The 21,732-nt window shown below is 70.2% G+C and carries 19 protein-coding genes and 2 pseudogenes; 6 read left to right on the forward strand and 15 right to left on the reverse strand.

Features of this window, described 5'->3' with window-relative positions:
* The 4 genes and pseudogenes from H7I87_RS16585 to ssd form a co-directional block, all read right to left on the reverse strand.
* A pseudogene (locus tag H7I87_RS16585) lies at positions 1–1,017 on the reverse strand (IS256-like element IS1245 family transposase); the annotation flags it as partial.
* 23 nt (positions 1,018–1,040) lie between these two features.
* A pseudogene (locus H7I87_RS16590) lies at positions 1,041–1,343 on the reverse strand (transposase); the annotation flags it as partial.
* A gap of 530 nt (positions 1,344–1,873) precedes the next feature.
* Positions 1,874–2,962: a TadA family conjugal transfer-associated ATPase gene (locus H7I87_RS16595; protein ID WP_011723574.1), complete on the reverse strand. Its 1,089-nt coding sequence runs from the start codon at positions 2,960–2,962 to the stop codon at positions 1,874–1,876.
* The gene (gene ssd / locus H7I87_RS16600; protein ID WP_011723573.1) at positions 2,959–4,011 is read right to left on the reverse strand and encodes a septum site-determining protein Ssd; all 1,053 of its coding nucleotides are present in this window, start codon (positions 4,009–4,011) and stop codon (positions 2,959–2,961) included. The genes H7I87_RS16595 and ssd overlap by 4 nt, the downstream gene beginning before the upstream one ends.
* Before the next feature lie 512 nt (positions 4,012–4,523).
* Here ssd and H7I87_RS16605 point away from each other — a divergent pair.
* Complete coding sequence (locus H7I87_RS16605; RefSeq protein WP_003877071.1) at positions 4,524–5,381, forward strand: HAD-IB family hydrolase; 858 nt, start codon at positions 4,524–4,526, stop codon at positions 5,379–5,381.
* A 465-nt stretch (positions 5,382–5,846) separates the two neighbouring features.
* Here the strand turns inward: H7I87_RS16605 and H7I87_RS16610 are convergent, their stop codons facing one another.
* From H7I87_RS16610 to H7I87_RS16635, 6 genes are all read right to left on the reverse strand, one after another.
* Positions 5,847–6,605, reverse strand: a complete 759-nt coding sequence (locus H7I87_RS16610) for a Fic family protein (protein ID WP_003877070.1) — start codon at positions 6,603–6,605, stop codon at positions 5,847–5,849.
* Positions 6,595–8,241: a dipeptide ABC transporter ATP-binding protein gene (locus H7I87_RS16615; RefSeq protein ID WP_031348150.1), complete on the reverse strand. Its 1,647-nt coding sequence runs from the start codon at positions 8,239–8,241 to the stop codon at positions 6,595–6,597. The genes H7I87_RS16610 and H7I87_RS16615 overlap by 11 nt, the downstream gene beginning before the upstream one ends.
* The gene (locus H7I87_RS16620) at positions 8,238–9,113 is read right to left on the reverse strand and encodes an ABC transporter permease (RefSeq protein ID WP_009974705.1); all 876 of its coding nucleotides are present in this window, start codon (positions 9,111–9,113) and stop codon (positions 8,238–8,240) included. The genes H7I87_RS16615 and H7I87_RS16620 overlap by 4 nt, the downstream gene beginning before the upstream one ends.
* Positions 9,106–10,032, reverse strand: a complete 927-nt coding sequence (locus H7I87_RS16625; protein ID WP_009974704.1) for an ABC transporter permease — start codon at positions 10,030–10,032, stop codon at positions 9,106–9,108. Before H7I87_RS16625 ends, H7I87_RS16620 begins: the two co-directional genes overlap by 8 nt.
* Before the next feature lies 1 nt (position 10,033).
* A complete protein-coding gene (locus tag H7I87_RS16630) occupies positions 10,034–11,650 on the reverse strand; it encodes a peptide ABC transporter substrate-binding protein (protein WP_009974703.1) in 1,617 nt (538 codons plus the stop codon).
* 94 nt (positions 11,651–11,744) lie between these two features.
* Complete coding sequence (locus tag H7I87_RS16635) at positions 11,745–12,287, reverse strand: DUF4232 domain-containing protein (protein WP_023861984.1); 543 nt, start codon at positions 12,285–12,287, stop codon at positions 11,745–11,747.
* A 114-nt stretch (positions 12,288–12,401) separates the two neighbouring features.
* On the opposite strand from H7I87_RS16635, the gene acs reads away from it, so the two are divergent.
* Positions 12,402–14,354, forward strand: a complete 1,953-nt coding sequence (gene acs / locus H7I87_RS16640; protein ID WP_063966970.1) for an acetate--CoA ligase — start codon at positions 12,402–12,404, stop codon at positions 14,352–14,354.
* Between the two features lie 91 nt (positions 14,355–14,445).
* On the opposite strand, the gene H7I87_RS16645 is transcribed toward acs, so the two are convergent.
* The gene (locus tag H7I87_RS16645; RefSeq protein ID WP_003873291.1) at positions 14,446–15,144 is read right to left on the reverse strand and encodes a S1 family peptidase; all 699 of its coding nucleotides are present in this window, start codon (positions 15,142–15,144) and stop codon (positions 14,446–14,448) included.
* 193 nt (positions 15,145–15,337) lie between these two features.
* Between H7I87_RS16645 and H7I87_RS16650 the strand changes: the two genes are divergently transcribed.
* Positions 15,338–15,877: a phage holin family protein gene (locus H7I87_RS16650; RefSeq protein WP_009974700.1), complete on the forward strand. Its 540-nt coding sequence runs from the start codon at positions 15,338–15,340 to the stop codon at positions 15,875–15,877.
* Positions 15,878–16,843 (forward strand): alpha/beta fold hydrolase, encoded by a 966-nt coding sequence (locus H7I87_RS16655; RefSeq protein WP_011723569.1) that lies wholly within the window; start codon positions 15,878–15,880, stop codon positions 16,841–16,843.
* On the opposite strand, the gene marP is transcribed toward H7I87_RS16655, so the two are convergent.
* From marP to nth, 4 genes are read right to left on the reverse strand one after another with little or no spacing between them, the layout of a single operon-like run.
* Positions 16,836–18,029 carry an acid resistance serine protease MarP gene (gene marP / locus H7I87_RS16660; RefSeq protein ID WP_003877060.1) on the reverse strand — a complete coding sequence of 398 codons (1,194 nt, stop codon included), beginning with the start codon at positions 18,027–18,029 and terminating at the stop codon, positions 16,836–16,838. The genes H7I87_RS16655 and marP overlap by 8 nt on opposite strands.
* 11 nt (positions 18,030–18,040) lie before the next feature.
* Positions 18,041–18,859: an NUDIX hydrolase gene (locus H7I87_RS16665; RefSeq protein ID WP_009974698.1), complete on the reverse strand. Its 819-nt coding sequence runs from the start codon at positions 18,857–18,859 to the stop codon at positions 18,041–18,043.
* Between the two features lie 29 nt (positions 18,860–18,888).
* Positions 18,889–19,557 carry a redoxin domain-containing protein gene (locus tag H7I87_RS16670; RefSeq protein WP_023861987.1) on the reverse strand — a complete coding sequence of 223 codons (669 nt, stop codon included), beginning with the start codon at positions 19,555–19,557 and terminating at the stop codon, positions 18,889–18,891.
* 24 nt (positions 19,558–19,581) lie between these two features.
* A complete protein-coding gene (gene nth / locus H7I87_RS16675; RefSeq protein ID WP_031344599.1) occupies positions 19,582–20,262 on the reverse strand; it encodes an endonuclease III in 681 nt (226 codons plus the stop codon).
* Positions 20,263–20,435: 173 nt separating this feature from the next.
* On the opposite strand from nth, the gene H7I87_RS16680 reads away from it, so the two are divergent.
* Both H7I87_RS16680 and crp read left to right on the forward strand, forming a co-directional pair.
* The gene (locus tag H7I87_RS16680; protein ID WP_003873298.1) at positions 20,436–20,831 is read left to right on the forward strand and encodes a hypothetical protein; all 396 of its coding nucleotides are present in this window, start codon (positions 20,436–20,438) and stop codon (positions 20,829–20,831) included.
* 104 nt (positions 20,832–20,935) lie between these two features.
* The gene (gene crp, locus H7I87_RS16685; RefSeq protein ID WP_003877056.1) at positions 20,936–21,610 is read left to right on the forward strand and encodes a cAMP-activated global transcriptional regulator CRP; all 675 of its coding nucleotides are present in this window, start codon (positions 20,936–20,938) and stop codon (positions 21,608–21,610) included.
* Positions 21,611–21,732 lie beyond the last annotated feature (122 nt).

Below are 21,732 nucleotides of genomic sequence, written 5' to 3' on the forward strand. Positions count from 1 at the left end.
GGCTGTGGGGGCAATGGTTTCGGCACTTTGGTCACTGACGTCGAGCAGAGCGAGGCTGGTCTCGGAGAGGTAGCGCTTGTCGGCGACCTGCCATTCGTCGTGGGCCTCAACGAGTACCGAGCCGGCCAGCCGTAACAGCGCGGCGGGGTTGGGGAACACGCCGACGACGTCGGTGCGGCGTTTGATTTCCTTGTTCAATCGCTCCAGTGGGTTGGTTGACCAGATCTTTTTCCAGTGGGCCACCGGGAAGTCGGCGAAGGCGGTGATGTCGGCGGCGGCCTCGCGCAACATGGTTTCGACCTTGGGGAACTGGCGGCCGAGCATGCCGGCGATGGTGTCGAGTTGTTCGCGCACGTGCTCGGCGTCTGGCTGGGCGAAGACGGTGCGGATCGCGGCGGCGACCATCTCTGCGGAGCCCTTGGGCACTTGGGCGAGCACGTTGCGCAGGAAGTGCACTCGACACCGCTGCCAGGCGGCCCCGATCAGCACGGCGTCAATGGCACTGCGCAGTCCGGCATGGGCATCGGAGATGACCAGTTGGACTCCGGCCAGACCGCGGGATTTCAACGACCGCAAAAACGCGGTCCAGAACGCCCCGTCCTCGGAGTCTCCGACCTCAAAGCCCAGTACCTCGCGGCGCCCGTCAGCGGCCACCCCGGTGGCGATGACCACCGCCTGCGACACCACCCGATGATTCACCCGGGCCTTGCAGTAGGTGGCGTCGAGGAAGACATACGGAAAGCGCTGATCACCCAACGGCCGGTCCCGGAAGGCCGCGACCTCGGTGTCGAGGTCTTTGCAGATCCGGCTGACCTCGCTTTTGGAGATCCCGGTATCGGTACCCAGTGCCTTGACCAGATCGTCGACCTTGCGGGTGGAGGTGCCGTGCAGGTAGGCCTCCATCACCACCGCGAACAAGCACTGATCGACCCGGCGACGCCGCTCCAACAACGCCGGGAAAAATGACCCGGTGCGCAGCTTGGGAATCCGCAGTTCCAGGTCCCCTGCGACCGTGGACAGCGTGCCATCACCACCGCGAACAAGCACTGATCGACCCGGCGACGCCGCTCCAACAACGCCGGGAAAAATGACCCGGTGCGCAGCTTGGGAATCCGCAGTTCCAGGTCCCCTGCGACCGTGGACAGCGTGCGCGGACGCGAGCCGTTGCGCTGATTGGAGCGGGTCTCGGTGCGCTCATGGGGAGAAGCCCCGATGAACGCGGTCAACTCCGCGTCGATCAAGGCTTGGTAGATCGTTTCGGCGGCTTGAGTGATCCGCTCACCGGCATCGGCGGTGCGCAGTGCGTCGAGCACCTCCAGCAAGGCAGACTGGTCCAGGGCCATCGCGATGTTCCTCTCGGTAGTGATTCTTGGTCGTTTCACCACAGAGACTCACGCGATGGCCCTCTTACGTCAGGGACCGACACGCCGCCATCACTTACACCACTCCCCGGGACGCTCCCGATCGCGATGTTCCTCTCGGTAGTGATTCTTGGTCGTTTCACCACAGAGACTCACGCGATGGCCCTCTTACGTCAGGGACCGACACGCCGCCATCACTTACACCACTCCCCGGGACGCTCCCCGCGATCGCCCACCACAAGATGCGGTTGACCGGACAGCGGGGGCACGTGCGAGGGCTGATCACACCGAGTGCGCCCATCCGCGGCGGGTAGTCCCAGCCGGCCTTGTAAGCCTCTTCCGTCACGTCGAGTTCTGCCCCGGCCTGCGCGACCGTCAGGTACAGCTCTACAGATAAGGCTGTTCCCGACGACATGCGCAAGGTCGAATCTCACCATCAGACACAGTCAGCCACACCCCGGATCGCCCTACAGATAAGTCTGCCCCGGCCTGCGCGACCGTCAGGTACAGCTCTACAGATAAGGCTGTTCCCGACGACATGCGCAAGGTCGAATCTCACCATCAGACACAGTCAGCCACACCCCGGATCGCCCTACAGATAACACGGCGGCGGCGAGTTGGCTGTGCAGCGCGGCACGGTCGAGCCCGCCGAGCGCACCGAGGGCCTCCAGCCGGGCCGGCACCTCGCCGGGGTTGTTGGCGTGCACGGTGCCCGCGCCGCCGTCGTGCCCGGTGTTCAGCGCGGCCAGCAGGTCCACCACCTCGGCGCCGCGGACCTCGCCGACCACGATGCGGTCGGGCCGCATCCGTAACGCCTGGCGGACCAGCTGGCGCACCGGGACCTCGCCGACGCCTTCGACGTTGGCGCACCGTGCGACCAGCTTCACCAGATGCGGGTGCGGCGGCGCCAATTCGGCGGCGTCCTCGACGCAGACGATCCGTTCGTCCGGCGGTACCGCGCCCAGTATGGCGGCCAGCAGCGTTGTCTTGCCGGCGCCGGTTCCCCCGCTCACCAAAAACGCCAACCGCGCGGCGATGATGTCGGCGACCAGCGCCGCGGCGGCCGGCTCGATCGCGCCCGCGGCGCTCAGCGCCGCCAGGTCCTGACTGGCCGGCCGCAGCACCCGCAGCGACAGGCAGGTGCCGGCGGCCGCCACCGGCGGCAGCACCGCGTGCAACCGCACCGCGAACCCGCCGGCGCCGATGCCGGTCAGCTCGCCGTCCACCCACGGTTGCGCGTCGTCCAGACGCCGGCCGGCCGCCAGCGCCAGCCGCTGCGCCAACCGGCGCACCGCGGCCTCGTCGGGAAAGCGAATCTCGCTGCGCCGCAAGCCGTTACCGTCATCCACCCAGACCGCGTCCGGCGCGGTGACCAGCACGTCGGTGGTGCCGTCCGCGCACAGCAGCGGTTCCAGGATGCCGGCGCCGGTGAGCTCGGTCTGCAGGGTGCGCAGGTTGGCCAGCACCTCGGTGTCACCGAGCATCCCGCCGGACTCGGCCCGGATCGCGGCGGCCACCACCGACGCGGGCAGCGGGGCGCCCAGCGGCACGGTTTCGCCGGCCAGCCGCTCGCGGACCCGGTCGATCAGCGAACTGCTCACGCCGCCTTGCCCTTTCGCCGCGCACCGGCCGGCGGCAGCACGCCCAGCACCTGGCGGGCCGCCACCGCGAGCGCGGACCGCCGCCCCAACCGCAGGCCGACGCGCTCCACCTGCGCGCCGAGTTGCGGCTGCGCCTTGATGGCCGCCAGCAGCGGCAGCCCGGTGATGCCGGCGATCTCGGCGGCCCGCAGTCCGCCCGGAGATGGCCCGCGCACCACCAGGCCCACGTTGGGGTTGACCGCGGCCAGGACCGGGGCCAGCGCCCCGGTCGCCGCGCACGCGCGCACGTCGCAGCGGCTCACCACCACCACCAAATCGGCGGCGCCCAAGGCGGCCTGCGCGGCGTCGGTGAATCGGCGGGGCAGGTCGCAGATCACGCTGACCGCCCCGCGGCGGCCGGCGTCGACGACGGCGTGCACCGGCCCGGCGTCCACCTCGTGACCGCGCCGGGTTCCCGACAGCACGCTGACGCCGCGGTGCCGCGGCAACGCATCGCGCACCGCCGCCCAATTGAGCCGGCCGCCCTGCAGCGCCAGGTCCGGCCAGCGCAGCCCCGGGGTGTTCTCGCCGCCGAGCAACAGCTCGATCCCGCCGCCCCACGGGTCGAGGTCCACCAGCAGCGCGTCGCCGGCGGCCTGGGCCAGGGCGACCGCGAGCAGGGAGGCCCCGGCGCCGCCGCAGCCTCCGATGACGGCGACCGCGTGCCCGCGTTGCCCGTCGTCGCGCGACGATTCGGCCGCCTCGGCGAGCTCACCGACCAGGTCGGCTTCGTGTTCGGGCAGCCGCAGCACCCGCGCGGCGCCGATGCGCACGGCCGCCGCCCACGTCGTCGTCGCGGGTTCGGCCGCCGTCAGCACCGTGACGTGATCGCGGCGGGGCAGCGCCCAGCGCCCGCAGCGCGCCGCCGCCGCAGCGTCCAGCACGACGGCCGCGGCCGCCGCCCAGGTCTTACGACTCACCGCGGCCGCGTCGCCGGCGTGCACCACCCGCACCCCGGCGGCGGCCGCCACCCGATCCAGCTCGGCGCGCAGCTCGGGCTCGGCCAGCATCGCCAACACACCCGCCGAACCCGCCGGGTAATCGGGGCACTGCGCCCCGGAGCCGCCAGTCATCCGTCCACTGTGCGGGGCCGTGACGTTGGCACACCAGTGCCAGATGCGGATTTGGGGATAGAGACGCCACTGTGCACAAACCCGGCGCGGGCGCGCACCGCCAGCGACGGCGGGCCGATTCTCCGCAACGCGCCCAGGACCGGTCGGAGCGCGCCAAACCCGGGGGAAACAGCCCGGAAAGACCCGAGAAAAGGGACGACCCCCGCCAGGGGGGGAGGAGGCGAGGGTCGTCGTGCATCAGCCCCGGGGGGTCGGGCTGATACACCCTCGGCTCAGGCCGAGTAATGCTTACTATACACATGACAGTCGGCAGTAACGCAATAGATCATTTTCCGAAAAAACACGTTGAGCCGCGAAAACACTGCCTCATCGGCCCCCGGTACGGCCCTGAGCGGCCATTTCCGGTGCGGGATCGCGGCCGGGCGGGACCGTCGACCTATGCTGGGGCGGTGACCGTCTTCGACCCGGCCGCGGAGCAGTCAGCCCCCGAGCAGTCAGCGCCGAGTGGCGTCCCGCACGCCCGCACGGCGGCCTTCTTCGACCTGGACAAGACGATCATCGCCAAGTCCAGCACGCTGGCGTTCAGCAAACCGTTTTTCGCTCAGGGCCTGCTCAACCGGCGCGCGGTGCTCAAGTCCAGCTACGCGCAGTTCATCTATCTGCTCTCCGGTGCCGATCATGACCAGATGGATCGGATGCGGGCGCACATGACCAACATGTGCACCGGCTGGGACGTCGAACAGGTCAAGTCGATCGTCAACGAGACGCTGCACGACATCGTCACCCCGCTGGTGTTCGCCGAGGCCGCCGACCTGATCGCCGCGCACAAGCTGTGCGGGCGCGACGTCGTGGTGGTATCGGCCTCCGGGGAGGAGATCGTCGCGCCGATCGCGCGGGCGCTGGGCGCCACCCACGCGATGGCCACCCGCATGGTCGTCGAGGACGGGCGGTACACCGGCGAGATCGCCTTCTACTGCTACGGCGAGGGCAAGGTCCAGGCGATCCGCGAGCTGGCCGCCCGCGAGGGGTACCCGCTGGAGCACTGCTACGCCTACTCCGACTCGATCACCGACCTGCCGATGCTCGAGGCGGTCGGCCACCCCAGCGTGGTCAATCCCGACCGCGGGCTGCGCCGCGAAGCGCTGGAACGCGGCTGGCCGGTGATGTCGTTCTCCCGGCCGGTGTCGTTGCGGGACCGTATCCCCGCGCCGTCCGGCGCCGCCATCGCCACCACCGCCGCGGTGGGCATCAGCGCGCTGGCCGCCGGCGCGGTCACCTACTCGCTGCTGCGCCGCTACTCGTTCTAGCCGACCGGCCGCGCCCGCACAGCAAACGCACTGGCCGCACGGGTCATTTCGTTTCGCGGCATTGGGGACATTTGGGCCTTGCTGTGCGCAGGGTCTAGTAGTACAAAGGAACCACGGAAGCCCGGTGAGGCCAAGGTCGATCCGGAAGAGAAGGTTCGATCTCCCGATCCGGGCGCCCAGCACGGTGCTCGGCACCCACGCGGAGTCATAGCCGCGAAAATGGCAGAAGTGTTGCGGGCCTGCGTAATTGCGAATTGCGGAAGGTGTCGACGGCCCTTTGGGTGGGGCTGCAACCGGAAGCGTCGTGAGATCGCCGAGGCCAACCCACGCAGCCCCGAGATGCACGCTTGGTAACCGAGTCCCGTGCTAGCGGGCGGCGGACCGAATATTCGGAACGTCGCCCGCTCTACATTTTTCGGGCCGCATTCCGGCGCCGATCCAACGGCCCGTCAGCTACCCCGGCAGCTATCGATTCGACATCGAGTCGGCGATCGACAACGCCTCTTGCGCGCCGGCTCGCATCGCCCGGCAGCACAGCACCAGCCAGGCACCGACCCCCTCCGGCGTGCCGTCGGCGAAGCCGCGCGCGGCATCCCGGTACGCCGCGGGTTGACGCATCCAACTGACCTCGGGCACCCCCAACCCGTGCGGGTCCAACCCGCTGGCGATGGTGACCAACCTCGACACCGCGCGGGCCACCACGCCGTCGCAGCTGCCGAACGGCCGCAGCGTCAGCAGCTCGCCGTGCGCGACGGCGGCGAGCACCGGCGCCGGCACCCGGGTGCGGCCATTCACCAAGTCCGCCAACAACTCCAACCGTGGCCCCACGCCGGCATCGGCCCGCGGGCGACCCAGCCGTTCGTCATCGACCTGGTCGGCCGCGGCCAGCATGTGCAGCCGGGCCAGCGCCTGCAGCGGCGCCCGCCGCCAGATGCCGACCACCGGACCTTCCCCGCCCTCGAGCGCCTGGGCCACCCGAAGCGCCCCGGCGAACACCGGATCGCTGATCTGCCCGGCCTCGGCGAGATCCTCCAGCCGAACCGGCCCACCGTCCAGCACCGACGACGCGCGGGCCGCCCGCAGGGCCGCCTCGGCGGCGGTCACCGGCCAGCCGCGCAGGTTGGCCCGGTGCCGGTGCGCGCGGCCCAGCGCGTCGCGGGCGCGGTCGCTGGCCTCGGCGACGCCGGGCAGCTCCATCAGGGGCGCCAGTGGATCAGCCGTCACAGCTTGACAACCTATCTCCGCCGCGCCGCGGTCGCGGGATGGCATCCAGCAGCTGCCGGGTGTAGTCCTGGGCCGGGGCGGTGAACAGCTTTTCGGTGGGCGCCTGCTCCACCACCCGCCCGGCGCGCATCACCAGGACGTCGTCGGCGATCTGGCGGATCACCGCCAGGTCATGACTGATGAACAGATACGCCAGCCCCAGCTCGGCCTGCAGCCTGGCCAACAGCTCCAGGATCTGCGCCTGCACCAGCACGTCGAGCGCGGACACCGCCTCGTCGCAGACCAGCACCTGCGGCCGCAACGCCAGCGCGCGGGCGATCGCCACCCGTTGCCGCTGCCCGCCCGACAATTCGCGGGGCAGCCGGTTCAGCACCGACGACGGCAGCGCCACCTGGTCGACGAGGTCGTGCACCGCCTTGGCGCGCTGCCTGCGGTCACCGACGCGGTGGATCCGCAACGGTTCCTCGATGGCGCGAAACACCGAGTACATGGGATCCAAACTGCTGTAAGGGTTTTGGAACACCGGCTGCACCCGGCGGCGGAAGGCCAGGTGTTGGTCGCCCGACAACGTGTCGTCGATGCGGGTGCCGTCGAAAACCACGGTGCCCGAGGTGGGCGGCAACAGCCCGAGCACCATCAACGCCAGGGTGGACTTCCCCGACCCCGACTCTCCGGCAATCGCCAGCGTGCGGGCCCGGTGCAGCCGGAACGACACCGCGTCGACGGCACGAAATTCGGTGCGCCGCCACAATGTTGCGCGCGGCTCCCGGTACAGCTTGGTCAAGTCGGAGGCGACGAGGATGTCGGCGGGCTCCGGTTGCGTGCGGTCCGGCTGCCGCGGGCCGGTCCGCGCGCCGCCGCTGACCGTCAGCGCCGGTGCGGCGGCCACCAGCCGGCGGGTGTACTCGTGCCGCGGATCCTGCAGTATCGACTGCGCCGCACCGGATTCCACCGCGACACCGTCGTGCACGACGACCACCGACTCGGCGCGCTCTGCCGCCAGCGCCAGGTCGTGGGTGATCAGCAGCACGGCCGTGCCGAGGTCGGCGGTGAGCCGCTGCAGGTGGTCGAGCACCTGGCGCTGCACCGTGACGTCCAGCGCGGAGGTCGGCTCGTCGGCGATCAGCAGCCGCGGCCGCCCGGCCAGCCCGATGGCGATCAGCGCGCGTTGGCACATGCCGCCGGACAGCTGGTGCGGGTAGCGGGCCGCTTGTTTCGCCGGGTCCGGCATTCCCGCCGCTTCCAGCAGCTGCACCGCGCGACGCCGGGTGTCGCGGTCGGAGGTGTTGGCCCGCAACGCTTCCCGGATCTGGAAGCCGACCTTCCAAACCGGGTTCAGGTTGGTCATCGGGTCCTGCGGAATGTAGCCGATTTGCCGGCCGCGCATCGAGCGCAGTGCGCGGCGGTCGGCGGCCGAGATGTCCACACCATCGAACATGATGCGCCCGGCCGTGATTCGACCGCCGGGCGGCAACAGTCCCAGGATCGCGGCGGCGGTGCTGGATTTCCCGGACCCGGACTCGCCCACCACCGCGACGGTCTGGCCGGGCAGTACCCGCAAATCCAGGCCGCGCACCGCGGCGTGCTCGCCGAACCCGACATGCAGGCCCTCGACCGACAGCAGCGGGGTGGTCATGCCCGCCACGCCCGCGACGCCGGGTCGAGGGCGTCGCGCAGCGCGTCGCCCATCATCATGAAGGCCAGCACGGTCGCCGCCAGCGCGCCGGCCGGATAGAACAGGATCGGCGAACCGGCCCGCAGCCGTGTCTGGGCGAGGTTGATGTCGCCGCCCCACGACACCACCGACGGCGGCAGCCCCACGCCGAGGTAGGACAACGTTGCCTCGGTGACGATGAAAAGACCCAGCGCGATGGTGGCCACCGCGATCACCGGCCCCAGCGCGTTCGGCAGCGCGTGCCGGATCAGGATCTGAAACCTGCTCATGCCCAACGCTTTAGCCGCAAGCACGTAGTCGCTGGCGCGCACCGCCAGGACCGCCCCACGCGCGATCCGGGCCACCTGGGGCCAGCCGAACAATGCCAGGATCGCGATCACCGTCCACACCGTGCGGTGGTGCAGCACCTGCATCAGCACGATCGCGGCCAGCAGCAGCGGCAGCCCGAAGAACACGTCGGTGACCCGGGAGACCACCGCGTCGATCCAGCCGCCGTAGAAGCCGGCCAGCGCGCCCAGTGCGCCGCCGACCACGAAGACGATCGCCGCGGCGCCCAACCCGACGGTGACCGAGGCGCGCGCCCCGTACACGGTGCGGGCGTACACGTCGTGGCCCTGCAGATCGGTGCCGAACCAGTGCGTGCGCGACGGCGGCAACAGGCTCTGGGCGGGATCGGCGTAGGTGGGATCGGCGGCGGTGAACAGCGCGGGGAACAGCGCCACGGCAAGGATCACCAGGATCAGCAATCCCGCGCCGATGAACTTCGGACGTCGCCGCAGCCGGCGCCACGTCTCGCGCCAGAATCCGCCCCGCGCCCTGATCCGTTCAGCCATAACGGATCCGGGGGTCCAGCACGGCGTACAACAGGTCCACCACCAGGTTGGTGACCAGGTAGATCAGCACCAGCACCGTCACGATGGACACCACGGTGGGGGCCTCCTGCCGGGTGACGGCCTGGTAGAGCACCCCACCCACGCCGTGGATGTTGAAGATGCCTTCGGTGACGATGGCCCCGCCCATCAGCGCGCCCAGATCCGCCCCCAGGAACGTCACCACCGGGATCAGCGAATTGCGCAGGATGTGCACCGTCACCACCCGGGGCCGTGACAATCCCTTGGCGGTGGCGGTGCGCACGTAATCGGCATGCGCATTGACCGCCACCGTCGACCGGGTCAACCGCACCACGTAGGCGAAAGACACCGAGCCCAGCACGATTCCGGGCAACAGCAACCGCGTGAAGGTCGCGGCGTTGCCCACCGTCACCGGCGCGATGCCCAACCGCACCCCGAACACGAACTGCGCCAAGAACCCCAGCACGAAGATGGGGACCGCGATGATGACCAGGCCGGTGATCAGCACCGCGGAATCGAACAGGCCGCCCTGGCGCAGCCCCGCGATGACCCCGAACCCGATGCCCAGCACCGCCTCGACGGCCAGCGCGATCAACGACAGCCGCAGGGTGACCGGAAAGGCATGTGCCAGAACATCACTGACGGGCAGCCCGGAATAGGCCCGGCCCAGGTCGCCGCGCAGCACCCCGCCGAGGTAGCGCAGGTACTGGACCAGGAACGGATCGTCGAGGTGGTAGCGGGCCCGCAGCGCCGCGGCCACCGCGGGCGTCAACGGGCGGTCCCCGGCGATCGCGGCCACCGGGTCGCCGGGCAGCAGGAAAACCATGGCGTAGATCAGCAGGGTGGCGCCCAGAAATACGGGCACCATGACGGCGATCCGGCGTGCGATGTACCAACCCATGTCAAGCCTTGACGATGTTCTCGTAGTCGGGCAGCCCGTTCCAGGTGACCGTCACGTGGCTGACCTCCCCCGACCATCCGACCACACTGATGTAGTTCCACAGCGGAACAACGGGCATGTCGTGGAAGAGAATTCGCTGCGCGTCGTTGGCCAGCGCTGCTGCCTGCGGCAGGTCGGGCGCGGCCTCCGCGGTTGCCAGCGCGGCGTCGAACCGCGGGCTGGAATAGCCGACGTCGTTGGACCCGGCGCCGGTGGCGAACAGCGGGGCCAAAAATTCGATCATGGACGGGTAGTCGCCCTGCCAGCCGGAGCGGAACGCGGAGCCGATGCTGCGGTTGGTGATCTGGGTTCGAAAACCCGCGAAGGTGGGCTGCGGCGCGCCGAGCGCATCGATGCCCAGCACGTTCTTGATGCCGTTGGCGACGGCGTCCACCCAATCCTGGTGTCCCGCATCGGCGTTGTAGGCGATCGGGTAGCTGCCGCTCCACGCCGAGATCGCGTCGGCCTGCGCCCAGAGCCGGCGGGCCCGCTCGGGGTCGAAGTCCAATGCGTCGCTTCCGGCGATGTTCGGGTCGAAGCCGGGCAGCGACCGGGCGGTGAAATCGCGTGCCGGACTGCGGGTGTCGGCAAAGATCTGCCGACAGATCTGCGCCCGGTTGATGGCCGCCGACAGCGCCAGGCGGCGCAGCCGGCCCTCCTCGCCGCCGAAGTGCGGCAGCCGCAGCGGGGTGTCGAGGCTCTGGTTGATCGCGGCCGGCCCGGCGGTGACCCTTTCCCCCAGGTCGCGCCGGTAGACCGGCAGGGCGCTGGGCGGGATGGTGTCGAGCACATCGAGGTTTCCGGAGAGCAGATCGGCGTAGGCGGTGTCCAGGTTGGCGTAGAACTCGAACCTCAGCCCCTTGTTGCGGGGCTTGCGGTTGCCGTGGTAATCGGGGTTGGGCCGCAGGTCGATTCGCACGTTGTGCTCCCACGCCGGGCCGTCGGGGCCGCCGGCGAGCTGGTACGGGCCGTTGCCGATCGGGTGCCGCCCGAATGCGGCCATGTCGCGAAAGGCGGCCTGCGGCAGGGGATAAAACGCGCTGTGGCCAAGCCGCAGTTTGAAGTCCACGGTCGGGGCCTTGAGCCGGACGGTGAACTCCAGGTCGTTGACCACCCGCAGCCCGGTCATGGTGGTCTGCTGCGGCTGCCCGGCGGCCAGCGCGTCGTACCCGTCGATCGGGCTGAAAAAGCTTTGCTGCAGTTGGGCATTGGTGCTCAGCGCCCCGTAGTTCCAGGCGTCGACGAAGGAATGGGCCGTCACCGGCGAGCCGTCGGTGAACCTCCAGCCGGGTTTCAAGACGATGCGATAGTTGACGTTGTCGCCGCTCTCGATCGACTGGGCCACCTCGGGTGCGGGGTTGCCGGCGGCGTCGTAGGACATCAGCCCGGCGAAGAGTCGATCCAGGATGCGGCCGCCCTGGCTGTCGTTGGTGCCGGTGGGAACGAGGGGGTTCGGTGGTTCGCCGCCGTTGACCACCACCAGGTCCGGGCTCAGCACCCCGCCGCCGCAACCGGCCAGCGAGGCGACCACGAGCAGCGCGGCGGCGGCCGTGGCCAGCACGGCCACCGGGGTCCGCATCCCACGCATGACACCCGATCCTAGGGCGTGAAGCGGCGCGGCGGTGAAGTGCCCGCGCGGGTCTACTGCCCGACCAGAGGCGAGGGGACGTCGTTCAGACCGCGGTGATCGGATGCACCTGCAGCTCGCAGGCCTCGATGGTGGCCGGAACCGTCACCACCGCGGTGGTGTCGGGCGGGTTGACGAGCAGATCGGTGTAGGTGGGGCACGGCTGCCCGTCGGCGTCGACGGCGACGCCCTCGACGATCGCCTGGCCCTGCGTGGAGATCGACAGGATGACGGTGGGCGGCGCATCGACGCCCGCCGGCAGCCCGCCCAGGTATCCGCGCGGGGTGGGCTGCGCGTGGACGAGCGCGCCGCCGGCACCCGAGTCCACCGCGGCGTATCCGGTCAGCGTGCACGGTTCGGCGCCGCCGGCGAGGGTGAACACCAGCGTCACCGCGCGGTGGCCGACCGCGCCCTGCGCCGGTGCGGCCGTCACCGCGATCTGATCCGACCAGCACGGCGTCGGCGTGTCCGTGGTGTCGGCCGGCAGGGCCGCGGCGGGCCACCCCGCCGCGGTGGCGGCGGCGTAACTCGTTGCCAGCGCGGCAAAGCTGGCGATTGATCGGCGAAGGCCCCGCGAGTGACCCGGCACAGCGGTGATTATCCGGCACGCCGGCGCCCTTCGACGTCGATTCGAAGGCTTTGCTTTTCACCTTGTGAGGCTAGGCTCTCTGACGGTTGACGCCTCGACCCAGGAGTGAAGCCCGTGACCGCCAGCAACCCCGCAAGCCCCGCGTCGTATCCGCCGCCGCCGCAGTTCGTCGAGCAGGCCAATGCGGGTGAGCAGTTGTACCGCGAGGCCGAGCGGGACCGGTTGGCGTTCTGGGCCGAGCAGGCCAACCGGTTGTCCTGGGCCACACCGTTCACCGAGGTGCTGGACTGGTCCCGGGCGCCGTTCGCCGAGTGGTTCGCGGACGGAACGCTCAACGTCGCCTACAACTGCGTGGACCGCCACGTGCAGGCCGGCCACGGCGACCGGGTCGCCATCCACTGGGAGGGCGAATCTCCCGGCGATCAGCGCAGTCTGACCTATTCCGAGCTGTACACGCAGGTGTGCAAGGCCGCCAACGCGCTGACCGATCTCGGTCTGGTCGCCGGCGACCGCGTCGCCATCTATCTGCCGCTGATCCCCGAGGCGGTGATCGCGATGCTGGCCTGCGCGCGGCTGGGCGTCATGCACAGCGTCGTGTTCGCCGGCTTCACCGCCAAGGCGCTGCAGGCCCGCATCGCCGACGCGGCGGCCAAGCTGCTGATCACCAGCGACGGGCAGTTCCGCCGCGGCAAGCCCGCGCCGCTCAAGGACGCCGCCGACGAGGCGGTCGCCGACCCCGACAGCCCGGTCGAGCACGTTGTGGTGGTGCGGCGCACCGGAATTGACGTGTCCTGGACCGACGGCCGCGACCTGTGGTGGCACGACGTCGTCGACGCCGCCGCGCCCGAACACACCCCCGAGCCGTTCCCCGCCGAGCAGCCGCTGTTTCTGCTGTACACCTCGGGCACCACCGGCAAGCCCAAGGGCATCGTGCACACCAGCGGCGGCTATTTGACCCAGGCCGCCTACACGCACTACTACGTCTTCGACATCAAGGCCGACACCGACGTGTTCTGGTGCACCGCCGACATCGGCTGGGTCACCGGACACACCTACGGCGTCTACGGCCCGCTGGCCAACGGGGTCACCGAGGTGCTCTACGAGGGAACCCCGGACACACCGACCCAGCACCGCCATTTCGAGATCATCGAAAAGTACGGCGTGACAATCTATTACACCGCGCCCACGCTGATCCGCACGTTCATGAAGTGGGGCCGGGAAATCCCCGACGCGCACGACCTGTCCAGCCTGCGGCTGCTGGGTTCGGTCGGCGAGCCGATCAATCCCGAGGCGTGGCGCTGGTATCGCAGCGTGATCGGCGCCGACCGGCTGCCCATCGTCGACACCTGGTGGCAGACCGAGACCGGCGCCACGATGATCTCCCCGCTGCCCGGAGTCGCTGCGGCCAAACCGGGTTCGGCGATGCGGCCGCTGCCGGGCATCTCGGCCAGGATCGTCGACGACCACGGCGACCAGCTGGTGCCGGGCATCCACCACGGCGAGCACGTCACCGGCTACCTGGTGCTGGACCAACCGTGGCCGTCGATGCTGCGCGGCATCTGGGGCGACCCCGACCGCTACGTCGAGACCTACTGGTCGCGGTTCGCCGAGCAGGGCTGGTATTTCGCCGGGGACAGCGCCTATTACGACCGCGACGGCGCCATCTGGGTGGTCGGCCGCATCGACGACGTGATGAACGTGTCGGGGCATCGGCTGTCCACCGCCGAGGTGGAGTCGGCGCTGGTCGGACACCACGGCGTCGCCGAGGCGGCGGTGGTCGGCGCCACCGACGCCACGACCGGCCAGGCCATCTGCGCGTTCGTCGTGCTGTGCGCCGATTACCAGGTGGACGACGGGATCGTCGACGAGCTGCGCGCCGAGGTGGCCCGGGAGATCTCCCCGATCGCCAAGCCGCGGGAGGTGCACGTGGTGCCCGAGCTGCCGAAGACCCGCAGCGGCAAGATCATGCGCCGGCTGCTGCGCGACATCGCCGAGAACCGCGAATTGGGCGACACCTCAACGCTGCTCGACCCCGGGGTGTTCGACGCGATCCGGGCGGCGAAGTAGCCGGCGCGCGCGCCCCAGCCCCTCGCCGGGCGTCACTCTGGCGTGACGCTCGACGGCCGGCGTCACTCTGGCGTGACGTTCGGCCAATTCCTCAGCCCGGCAGCGGGGCGAACCCGGCGCCCGGCCGGTGCTTGGCGTTGATGTCGGCCAGGATCGCGTTGAACGACATCACCACCGCCGGGGTGTGCAGCGGGATGTACTTGATGACGCACGTCGGCAGGTTGTCGCTGAACGCCCCGTGGATCATCCCGACCAGCTGATTGTTGACGGTGACCGGCGCGCCCGAGTCACCCGGCTGGCCGCACACCTGCATCACGATGGTGCCCGGGGTCTGACCCATGCCCCAGGTGACGCCGCACGAATTGCCGGTGGTGCGGCCCTGTTTGCAGGCGATCTCGCCGAAGGCCGGGTCGGGACCGATGCCGCTGATCAAAAACCCGTTGAAGTTGGCCACCGGGGTCACCTTGGCCGGATCGAACTTGATCACCGCGTAGTCGAGGTTGTCGTTACCGGCGACCATGGTGCCCAGGATGCCCGCGTTCTCCGCGCCCTCGGCGGCCACCTGCGCGCCCGGGCCGCCGCAGTGCGCCGAGGTGAAGCCGATCAGGTCGCCGGCGGCGTCGCCGCCGATGGTGGTCAGCGTGCACATGGTGTCGCCGTTGACCACGATGCCGGCCCCACCGCCCAGCGGGATCCTGACGTCCGCCGCGGCGGCGCGGGGGTGCGAACCCGTCACCGCCACGAGCAGGGCAACCATCGCCACCAGGCAGCATCGGTGTGCCCTCCGCACAACCCACTCCTATCGGTCGGCCGGATCCCGCGACCGGCTTGGCCGAGTGTAATCGGCCCGGACGTCTTGTTCGTGGCACCGAGCCCGGTGCCACGAGATCGGCCGGAATCGTCTGGCTTCTTCTGTCCGGCCGCCACGTGGCAACATAAACCGCGACGACAGCGAGCCGGGCAACGACGAAAGAGGACCGTCTGTGAGCAAAGTCGAGGGCAAGAACGGGGTGCCCAGCACCCTGACCACGATCCCGTTGACCGACCCGCATGCCAAGCCTGCCGAGCCGACGATCGGTGACCTGATCAAGGACGCGACCACCCAGGTTTCCACCCTGGTGCGCGCCGAGGTCGAACTGGCTCGCGCCGAAATCACCCGGGACGTCAAGAAGGGGCTCACCGGCAGCGTCTTCTTCATCGCCGCGCTGGTGGTGCTGTTCTACTCCACCTTCTTTTTCTTCTTCTTCGTCGCCGAGCTGCTCGACACCTGGCTGTGGCGCTGGGTGGCGTTCCTGATCGTGTTCGGGGTCCAGGTCGTGGTCGGGGCGGTGCTAGCTTTGCTGGGCTTCCTCAAGGTGCGCCGGATCCGGGGGCCGCGCCAGACCATCGAGTCGGTCAAGGAGACCCGCACCGCGCTCACGCCCGGGCACGACAAGGCCGCCGGCGCCCGGGCGCTCACCGAAAGCCACGGCAAGCACGCCAAGCCCGGCGACGGCGCCGCCGCGGACCCGTCGGGTTGGTAGATGGCGCCGCCGGATCCGTCGGTAACCCGCATCGACGGGCCGTGGCGCCATCTGGATGTGCACGCCAACGGCATCCGCTTTCACGTCGTCGAGGCCCTGCCCGTCGGCGACGCCCGCGGCCTGCCTGCCACGGCGCGGCCGTTGGTGATGCTGCTGCACGGCTTCGGATCGTTCTGGTGGTCCTGGCGTCATCAGCTGCGCGGGCTGACCGGCGCCCGGGTGGTCGCGGTCGACCTGCGCGGCTACGGCGGCAGCGACAAGCCGCCCCGCGGCTATGACGGCTGGACCCTGTCCGGCGACGCGGCCGGGCTGATCCGCGCGCTCGGGCACTCCTCGGCGACGCTGGTCGGCCACGCCGACGGCGGCCTGGCCTGCTGGGCCACCGCGCTGCTGCACGCGCGGCTGGTGTCGGCCGTCGCGCTGATCAGCTCACCGCACCCGGCGGCGTTGCGGCAGTCCACGTTGGCGCGCCGCGACCAGGCCGGGGCGCTGCTGCCGACACTGCTGCGATACCAGGTGCCGCTGTGGCCCGAGCGGCTGTTGACCCGCGACGGCGGGGCGGAGATCGAGCGCCTGGTCCGCAGCCGCAGCTGCGCGAAATGGCTTGCGTCCGAAGACTTTTCCGAGACCATCGGCCATCTGCGCACGGCCATTCAGATCCCGGCGGCGGCGCACTGCGCCCTGGAGTACCAGCGCTGGGCGGTGCGCAGCCAGCTGCGCGACGAGGGACGGCGGTTCCTCCGGTCGATGCGCCGGCAGCTCGGCGTGCCGCTGCTGCACCTGCGCGGCGAGGAAGACCCCTACGTGCTGGCCGACCCGGTCGACCGGACCCGGCGTTACGCGCCGCAGGGCCGCTACGTAACCGTCGCGGGCGCAGGGCATTTCAGCCACGAAGAGGCGCCGGAGGAGATCAACCGGCACCTGACGAGCTTCCTCGAGGACGTGCACGGCCCGGCCGTCAACTGACGCAGGACCCGGTGCCCACCGTCTTGGTCTCGCCGATCTTGGCGAGCTGACCGGCGACCTCGTCGGCGGTCAACACGAAGCCGGTGTCGGGGTCGTCGACGGCCGCGCCGAACACCACGCCGAGCACCTGGCCGTTCAGGTCGATCAGCGGTCCACCCGAATTGCCTTGCTCCACACTGGCTCTGATGGTGTACACGTCACGGGTGACCGGCGCCGGGTCGCGGTAGATGTCGGGTCCGCTCAACTTGATCAGCTCGCGGATCCGGGCCGGCGTCGCGGTGAAGTTGCCGCCGCCGGGATAACCCAGCACCACCACGCTGGCCCCGGTTTTCGCCTCGGTCTGGGCGAACGGCAAGGGCGGCGGCGGCAGGTTGGGGACGGCGAGGATCGCGATGTCGACGGACGGGTCGTAGGACACCACGGTGGCGTCCAGCGGGTTGCCGCTGGCGTAGATCTGCACGCTGTTGGAACCGGCCACCACGTGCGCGTTGGTCATCACCCGGTCGGGCGCGATCACGAATCCGCTGCCCTCCAATACCTTTTGGCAACTGGGCGCCAAGCTGCGCACCTTGACGACGCTGGGCGCGGTGGCCTGCACCACCGGGTTGCTGGCCAACTCGGGATCGGGTGAGGCGACCGGGATCACCGGGGTGCGGCTGAACGGCTCGAGCACCGCGGGCAGCCCGGAGGTGTTCAGCAGCGCCGAGAGCCGCTTGGGCACCGTCTTGAGCCACGGCGGGGCAACCTCGTTGACCTTGGCCAACACTCGGGAACCGCGCACCGCGGCGGCCAGCTCGGGCTGATCCTTGGACTGGGTCAGCGGCGTCGCCAGCAGCCACGCCGCGGTCAACACGACCACCAGCTGCACGCCGACCCCGATCACCGAGTCGACGGTGCGGATGGACCGGCTGCGGATCGCGCCTCGCACCGCGCGCCCCAACACCACGCCGGCGACCTCGCCGATGACCACCAGCGCCAGGATCAAGAACAGTGCCGCAAACAGTTTCGCGCGCGGCGCGGCGATGTGGCTGACGAGGTGGGGCGCCAGCAGCACCCCGGCGATCGCGCCGAGCAGCACGCCCACGAACGACAGCAGCGACCCCAACGCGCCGGACCGCCAGCCCGAGATCGCCGCGATGAAGGCCACCGCCAGCACCGCGACGTCCAGCCACTGCGACGGGGTCATCGAATTCAGGTTCATTCGAGTGCGTCACCCCGCTCGCCGACCAGCGCCATCGCCGCGTCCAACTCCCGCTGATCGGAGGTGTCCCAGGGCTGGGCCCAGCCCGCGACGTCGAGCAGCGCGGAGATCACCTGGCCGGTGAAGCCCCACACCAGCATCTCGTTGAGCAGAAACGCCGGCCCGGCCCACCGGCGGCCCAAGTCGCCGCGGTACACCATCAGCCGGTTGGCGGGATTGATGAAGGCGCGCAACGGAACTCGCGCCACCAGCGCGGTCTCGGCCTCGTTGACCACGGCCACCGGCCCGGGGTCGGGCGAATACGCCAGCACGGGCACGACGTGGAACTGCGAGGGTGCGATGAACATCTTCTCCATCGTGGCCAGCGGATGCAGCCGGCTGACGTCGATCCCGGTCTCCTCGCGGGCCTCACGCAGGGCGGTGGCCACCGGGCCGTCGTCGGTGGGATCGGCGGCGCCGCCGGGAAACGCCGCCTGCCCGGCGTGGTGGCGCAGCGTGGACGCGCGCACGGTGACCAGCAGGTCGGCGTCGGTGGGCGGGCCTCCGCCGGGCGGCCCGGATTCCGGGCCGGAGAACAGCACCAGCACCGCGGCTTCCCGCGCGGCGCCGCGCACGCTCGTCAGCGCCGACGCGGCCTTGGTGGTGATCATCGCCAGCACGTCGGCCGGCAACCGGCGCCGGGCCGCGTCGGGGACGTCGTCGACGTTGTCGACCAGCGGACGCAGCCAGGACGGGCAGGCGTCAGGCGTCAGCGGAACGGTCCCACGCGCCGGGGCGGGGTCCCCATTCCGCAGGGGCGAACCCCCAGCACTCACGGCCCCTCCAGTCGGTTCAATTTTTCCGCTTATCCCCTGTCGTTCCCGATCGCGGCCGCGATCTCGTCGGCCGTGCTGAAAGCACGCGGCAGCGTCTGGGCAACGCTACCGTCCGGCCGCAGCACCACCGTCGCGGGCATCACATTTACCACCCGCAGCGCGGCCGCGACCCGGCGCCGACCGTCCTGCAGGGTCGGCAGCCGAACGCCGAGCTCGGCCAGTCGCAGCAGGGCCGCGGTCTCGTTCTCGTCCTGATGCACCGTCAGCACCGTCACCTCCGCCCCGGCCCGTCGTTGATACTCGGCCATCGCGGGCAGTTCGGCCGCACACGGCGCGCACCAATAGGCCCAGAAGTTGAGCACCACCCGGCGCCCGGCCACCGCGCGGCCGGCGTCGACCACCGAACCGTCGGCGGCGCACTCGGCCGTCACGCCGCGCAGCGCCGCCGGGCCGGGACCGGTTCCCGCGGCCGGACACGGCGGCAGGTCGGCGCGCTGTCGGGGACCGGCCAGCGAGGCCGGGGTGTCGGCGTCGCGGTGTTCGCGGTCGGCCACCGCCCGGCCGGTGGCCGGCGGGCCGGGCGTCGCGGCGTCGTCACGCAGCTGGGCCAGCAGCGCGACGATCAGCGCCACCACCACCGCGAGAATCGCGATGTGCCAGCGAACCTTCCGGGTCAGCGTCGGCCTCGGGATGGGCATGCGGTCCCCGTGCTGTCGGCGCGGTTACAGCCCGGCCAGGGCGAGCAGATGCTCGGTTTCCGGCCCGCGCACCAACTGCGCGGCCAGCGGCGGTTCGGTGGGACCCAGCCCGAACGAGGGGCAGTCCTTGGCGAGCAGGCACACCCCGCAGGCCGGTTTGCGCGAGTGACACACCCGGCGGCCGTGGAAGATGACCCGGTGGCTGAGCATGGTCCACTCGCTGCGTTCGATCAGCTCGCCTACGGCGTGCTCGATTTTGACCGGATCCTTCTCGGCGGTCCAGCGCCAGCGGTGCACCAGCCGGGCGAAATGGGTGTCGACGGTGATACCGGGGACACCGAAGGCGTTGCCCAGGATGACGTTCGCGGTCTTGCGGCCCACACCGGGCAGGGTGACCAGCTCGGCCATGGTGGCGGGCACCTCGCCGTCGAACCGTTCCACCAGGGCCTGGCCGAGACGGATCAGCGCGGAGGCCTTGTTGCGGAAGAAGCCCGTCGGGCGGATCAGGTTCTCCAGCTCGTCGCGGTCGGCCTGGGCGTAATCCAGCGCGCAGGTGTAGCGCTTGAACAAGGCCGGCGTCGTCAGGTTCACCCGTTTGTCGGTGCTCTGCGCCGACAGGATGGTGGCGACCGTCAGCTCCAGCGGCGTGGTGAAGTCCAGCTCGCAGTGCGCTTCCGGAAACGCTTGTGCCAGAATGCGATTCATCCGCCGCGCCCGTCGCACCAAGGCAACTCGGGATTCGGTCGACCAGCGCCGGGCGGCGGCGTCGCCGAGCGGGGCCGGGGTCGACTTCGCACGCCCCGACGACTTAGCCGTTGTCACCTACGACAGAGTACTTATTTCGTGATCCGGCCGAGACCTCGTGTTCATGCAAGGCCATGTTTACTCTTCGTGTGTCGTGGTTGCTGGTGGCCGGTGTACCGGTGCTGCTGATGCTGGCGGCGCTGGGACTGGGGCGGCTGGAAAAGGAGCTCGTCCGGGATCCGGCCGCGGTGGCCGATGTAGACGAATTCCTCGAGCGCACCGGCGGCGTGGACATGCACACGCTGGCCGCCGAGGGCATGCCCGAGGCCCTGGAATACCTGCACCGGCGCGAGGCCCAGCAATCCGCCGGTCCGGCGCCGGGCGGGCGCAGCGGCGGTCCGCGGCACGCCGCGCCGTCCTTCGCCGCCGGCTTCGTCGACCCCGACGAGATGACGCTGCCGACCAGGATCGGCGGCCATTCGCACGTCAATCCGCAGTTTAGGGCACCTCGACACGCCAATCGTGTGTAGCGTTGGCACGTTAGACACAATGGCGTTCCTCTAGACTCGTCACGCGAGCAAGGGGTTAGCCTGCCCGTATCACATAAATTTCTTGCGAAAGTTGAAGAGGCAACGTGGACGAGATCCTGGCAAGGGCAGGAATCTTCCAAGGGGTTGAGCCCAGCGCAGTCACCGCACTGACCAAGCAGCTCCAACCCGTCGACTTCCCCCGCGGACACACCGTCTTCGCCGAAGGGGAACCGGGGGATCGGCTGTACATCATCGTCTCGGGCAAGGTGAAGATCGGTCGCCGCTCGCCCGACGGGCGGGAAAACCTGCTGACGATCATGGGCCCCTCGGACATGTTCGGTGAGCTGTCGATCTTCGACCCGGGCCCGCGGACGTCCAGCGCCACCACCATCACCGAGGTGCGCGCGGTGTCGATGGACCGCGACGCGCTGCGCGCGTGGATCGCCGACCGCCCCGAGATCGCCGAACAGCTGTTGCGGGTGCTGGCCCGCCGGTTGCGCCGCACCAACAACAACCTGGCCGACCTCATCTTCACCGACGTGCCCGGCCGGGTGGCCAAGCAGCTGCTGCAGCTCGCGCAGCGCTTCGGCACCCAGGAGGGCGGCGCCATGCGGGTCACCCACGACCTGACCCAGGAAGAGATCGCGCAGCTGGTCGGGGCGTCGCGGGAGACGGTGAACAAGGCGCTGGCCGATTTCGCCCACCGCGGCTGGATCCGGCTGGAGGGCAAGAGCGTGCTGATCTCGGACTCCGAGCGGCTGGCGCGGCGAGCGAGGTAAGCGCGGGCGAAGCCCGGGCGCAACCGAGCGAGCCTCCCACACCGAGCGAGGTAAGCGCGGGCGAAGCCCGGGCGCAACCGAGCGAGCCTCCCACACCGAGCGAGGTAAGCGCGGGCGAAGCC

The sequence above is a fragment of the Mycobacterium timonense genome, assembly GCF_025821985.1.
Classification (GTDB): Bacteria; Actinomycetota; Actinomycetes; order Mycobacteriales; family Mycobacteriaceae; genus Mycobacterium; species Mycobacterium avium.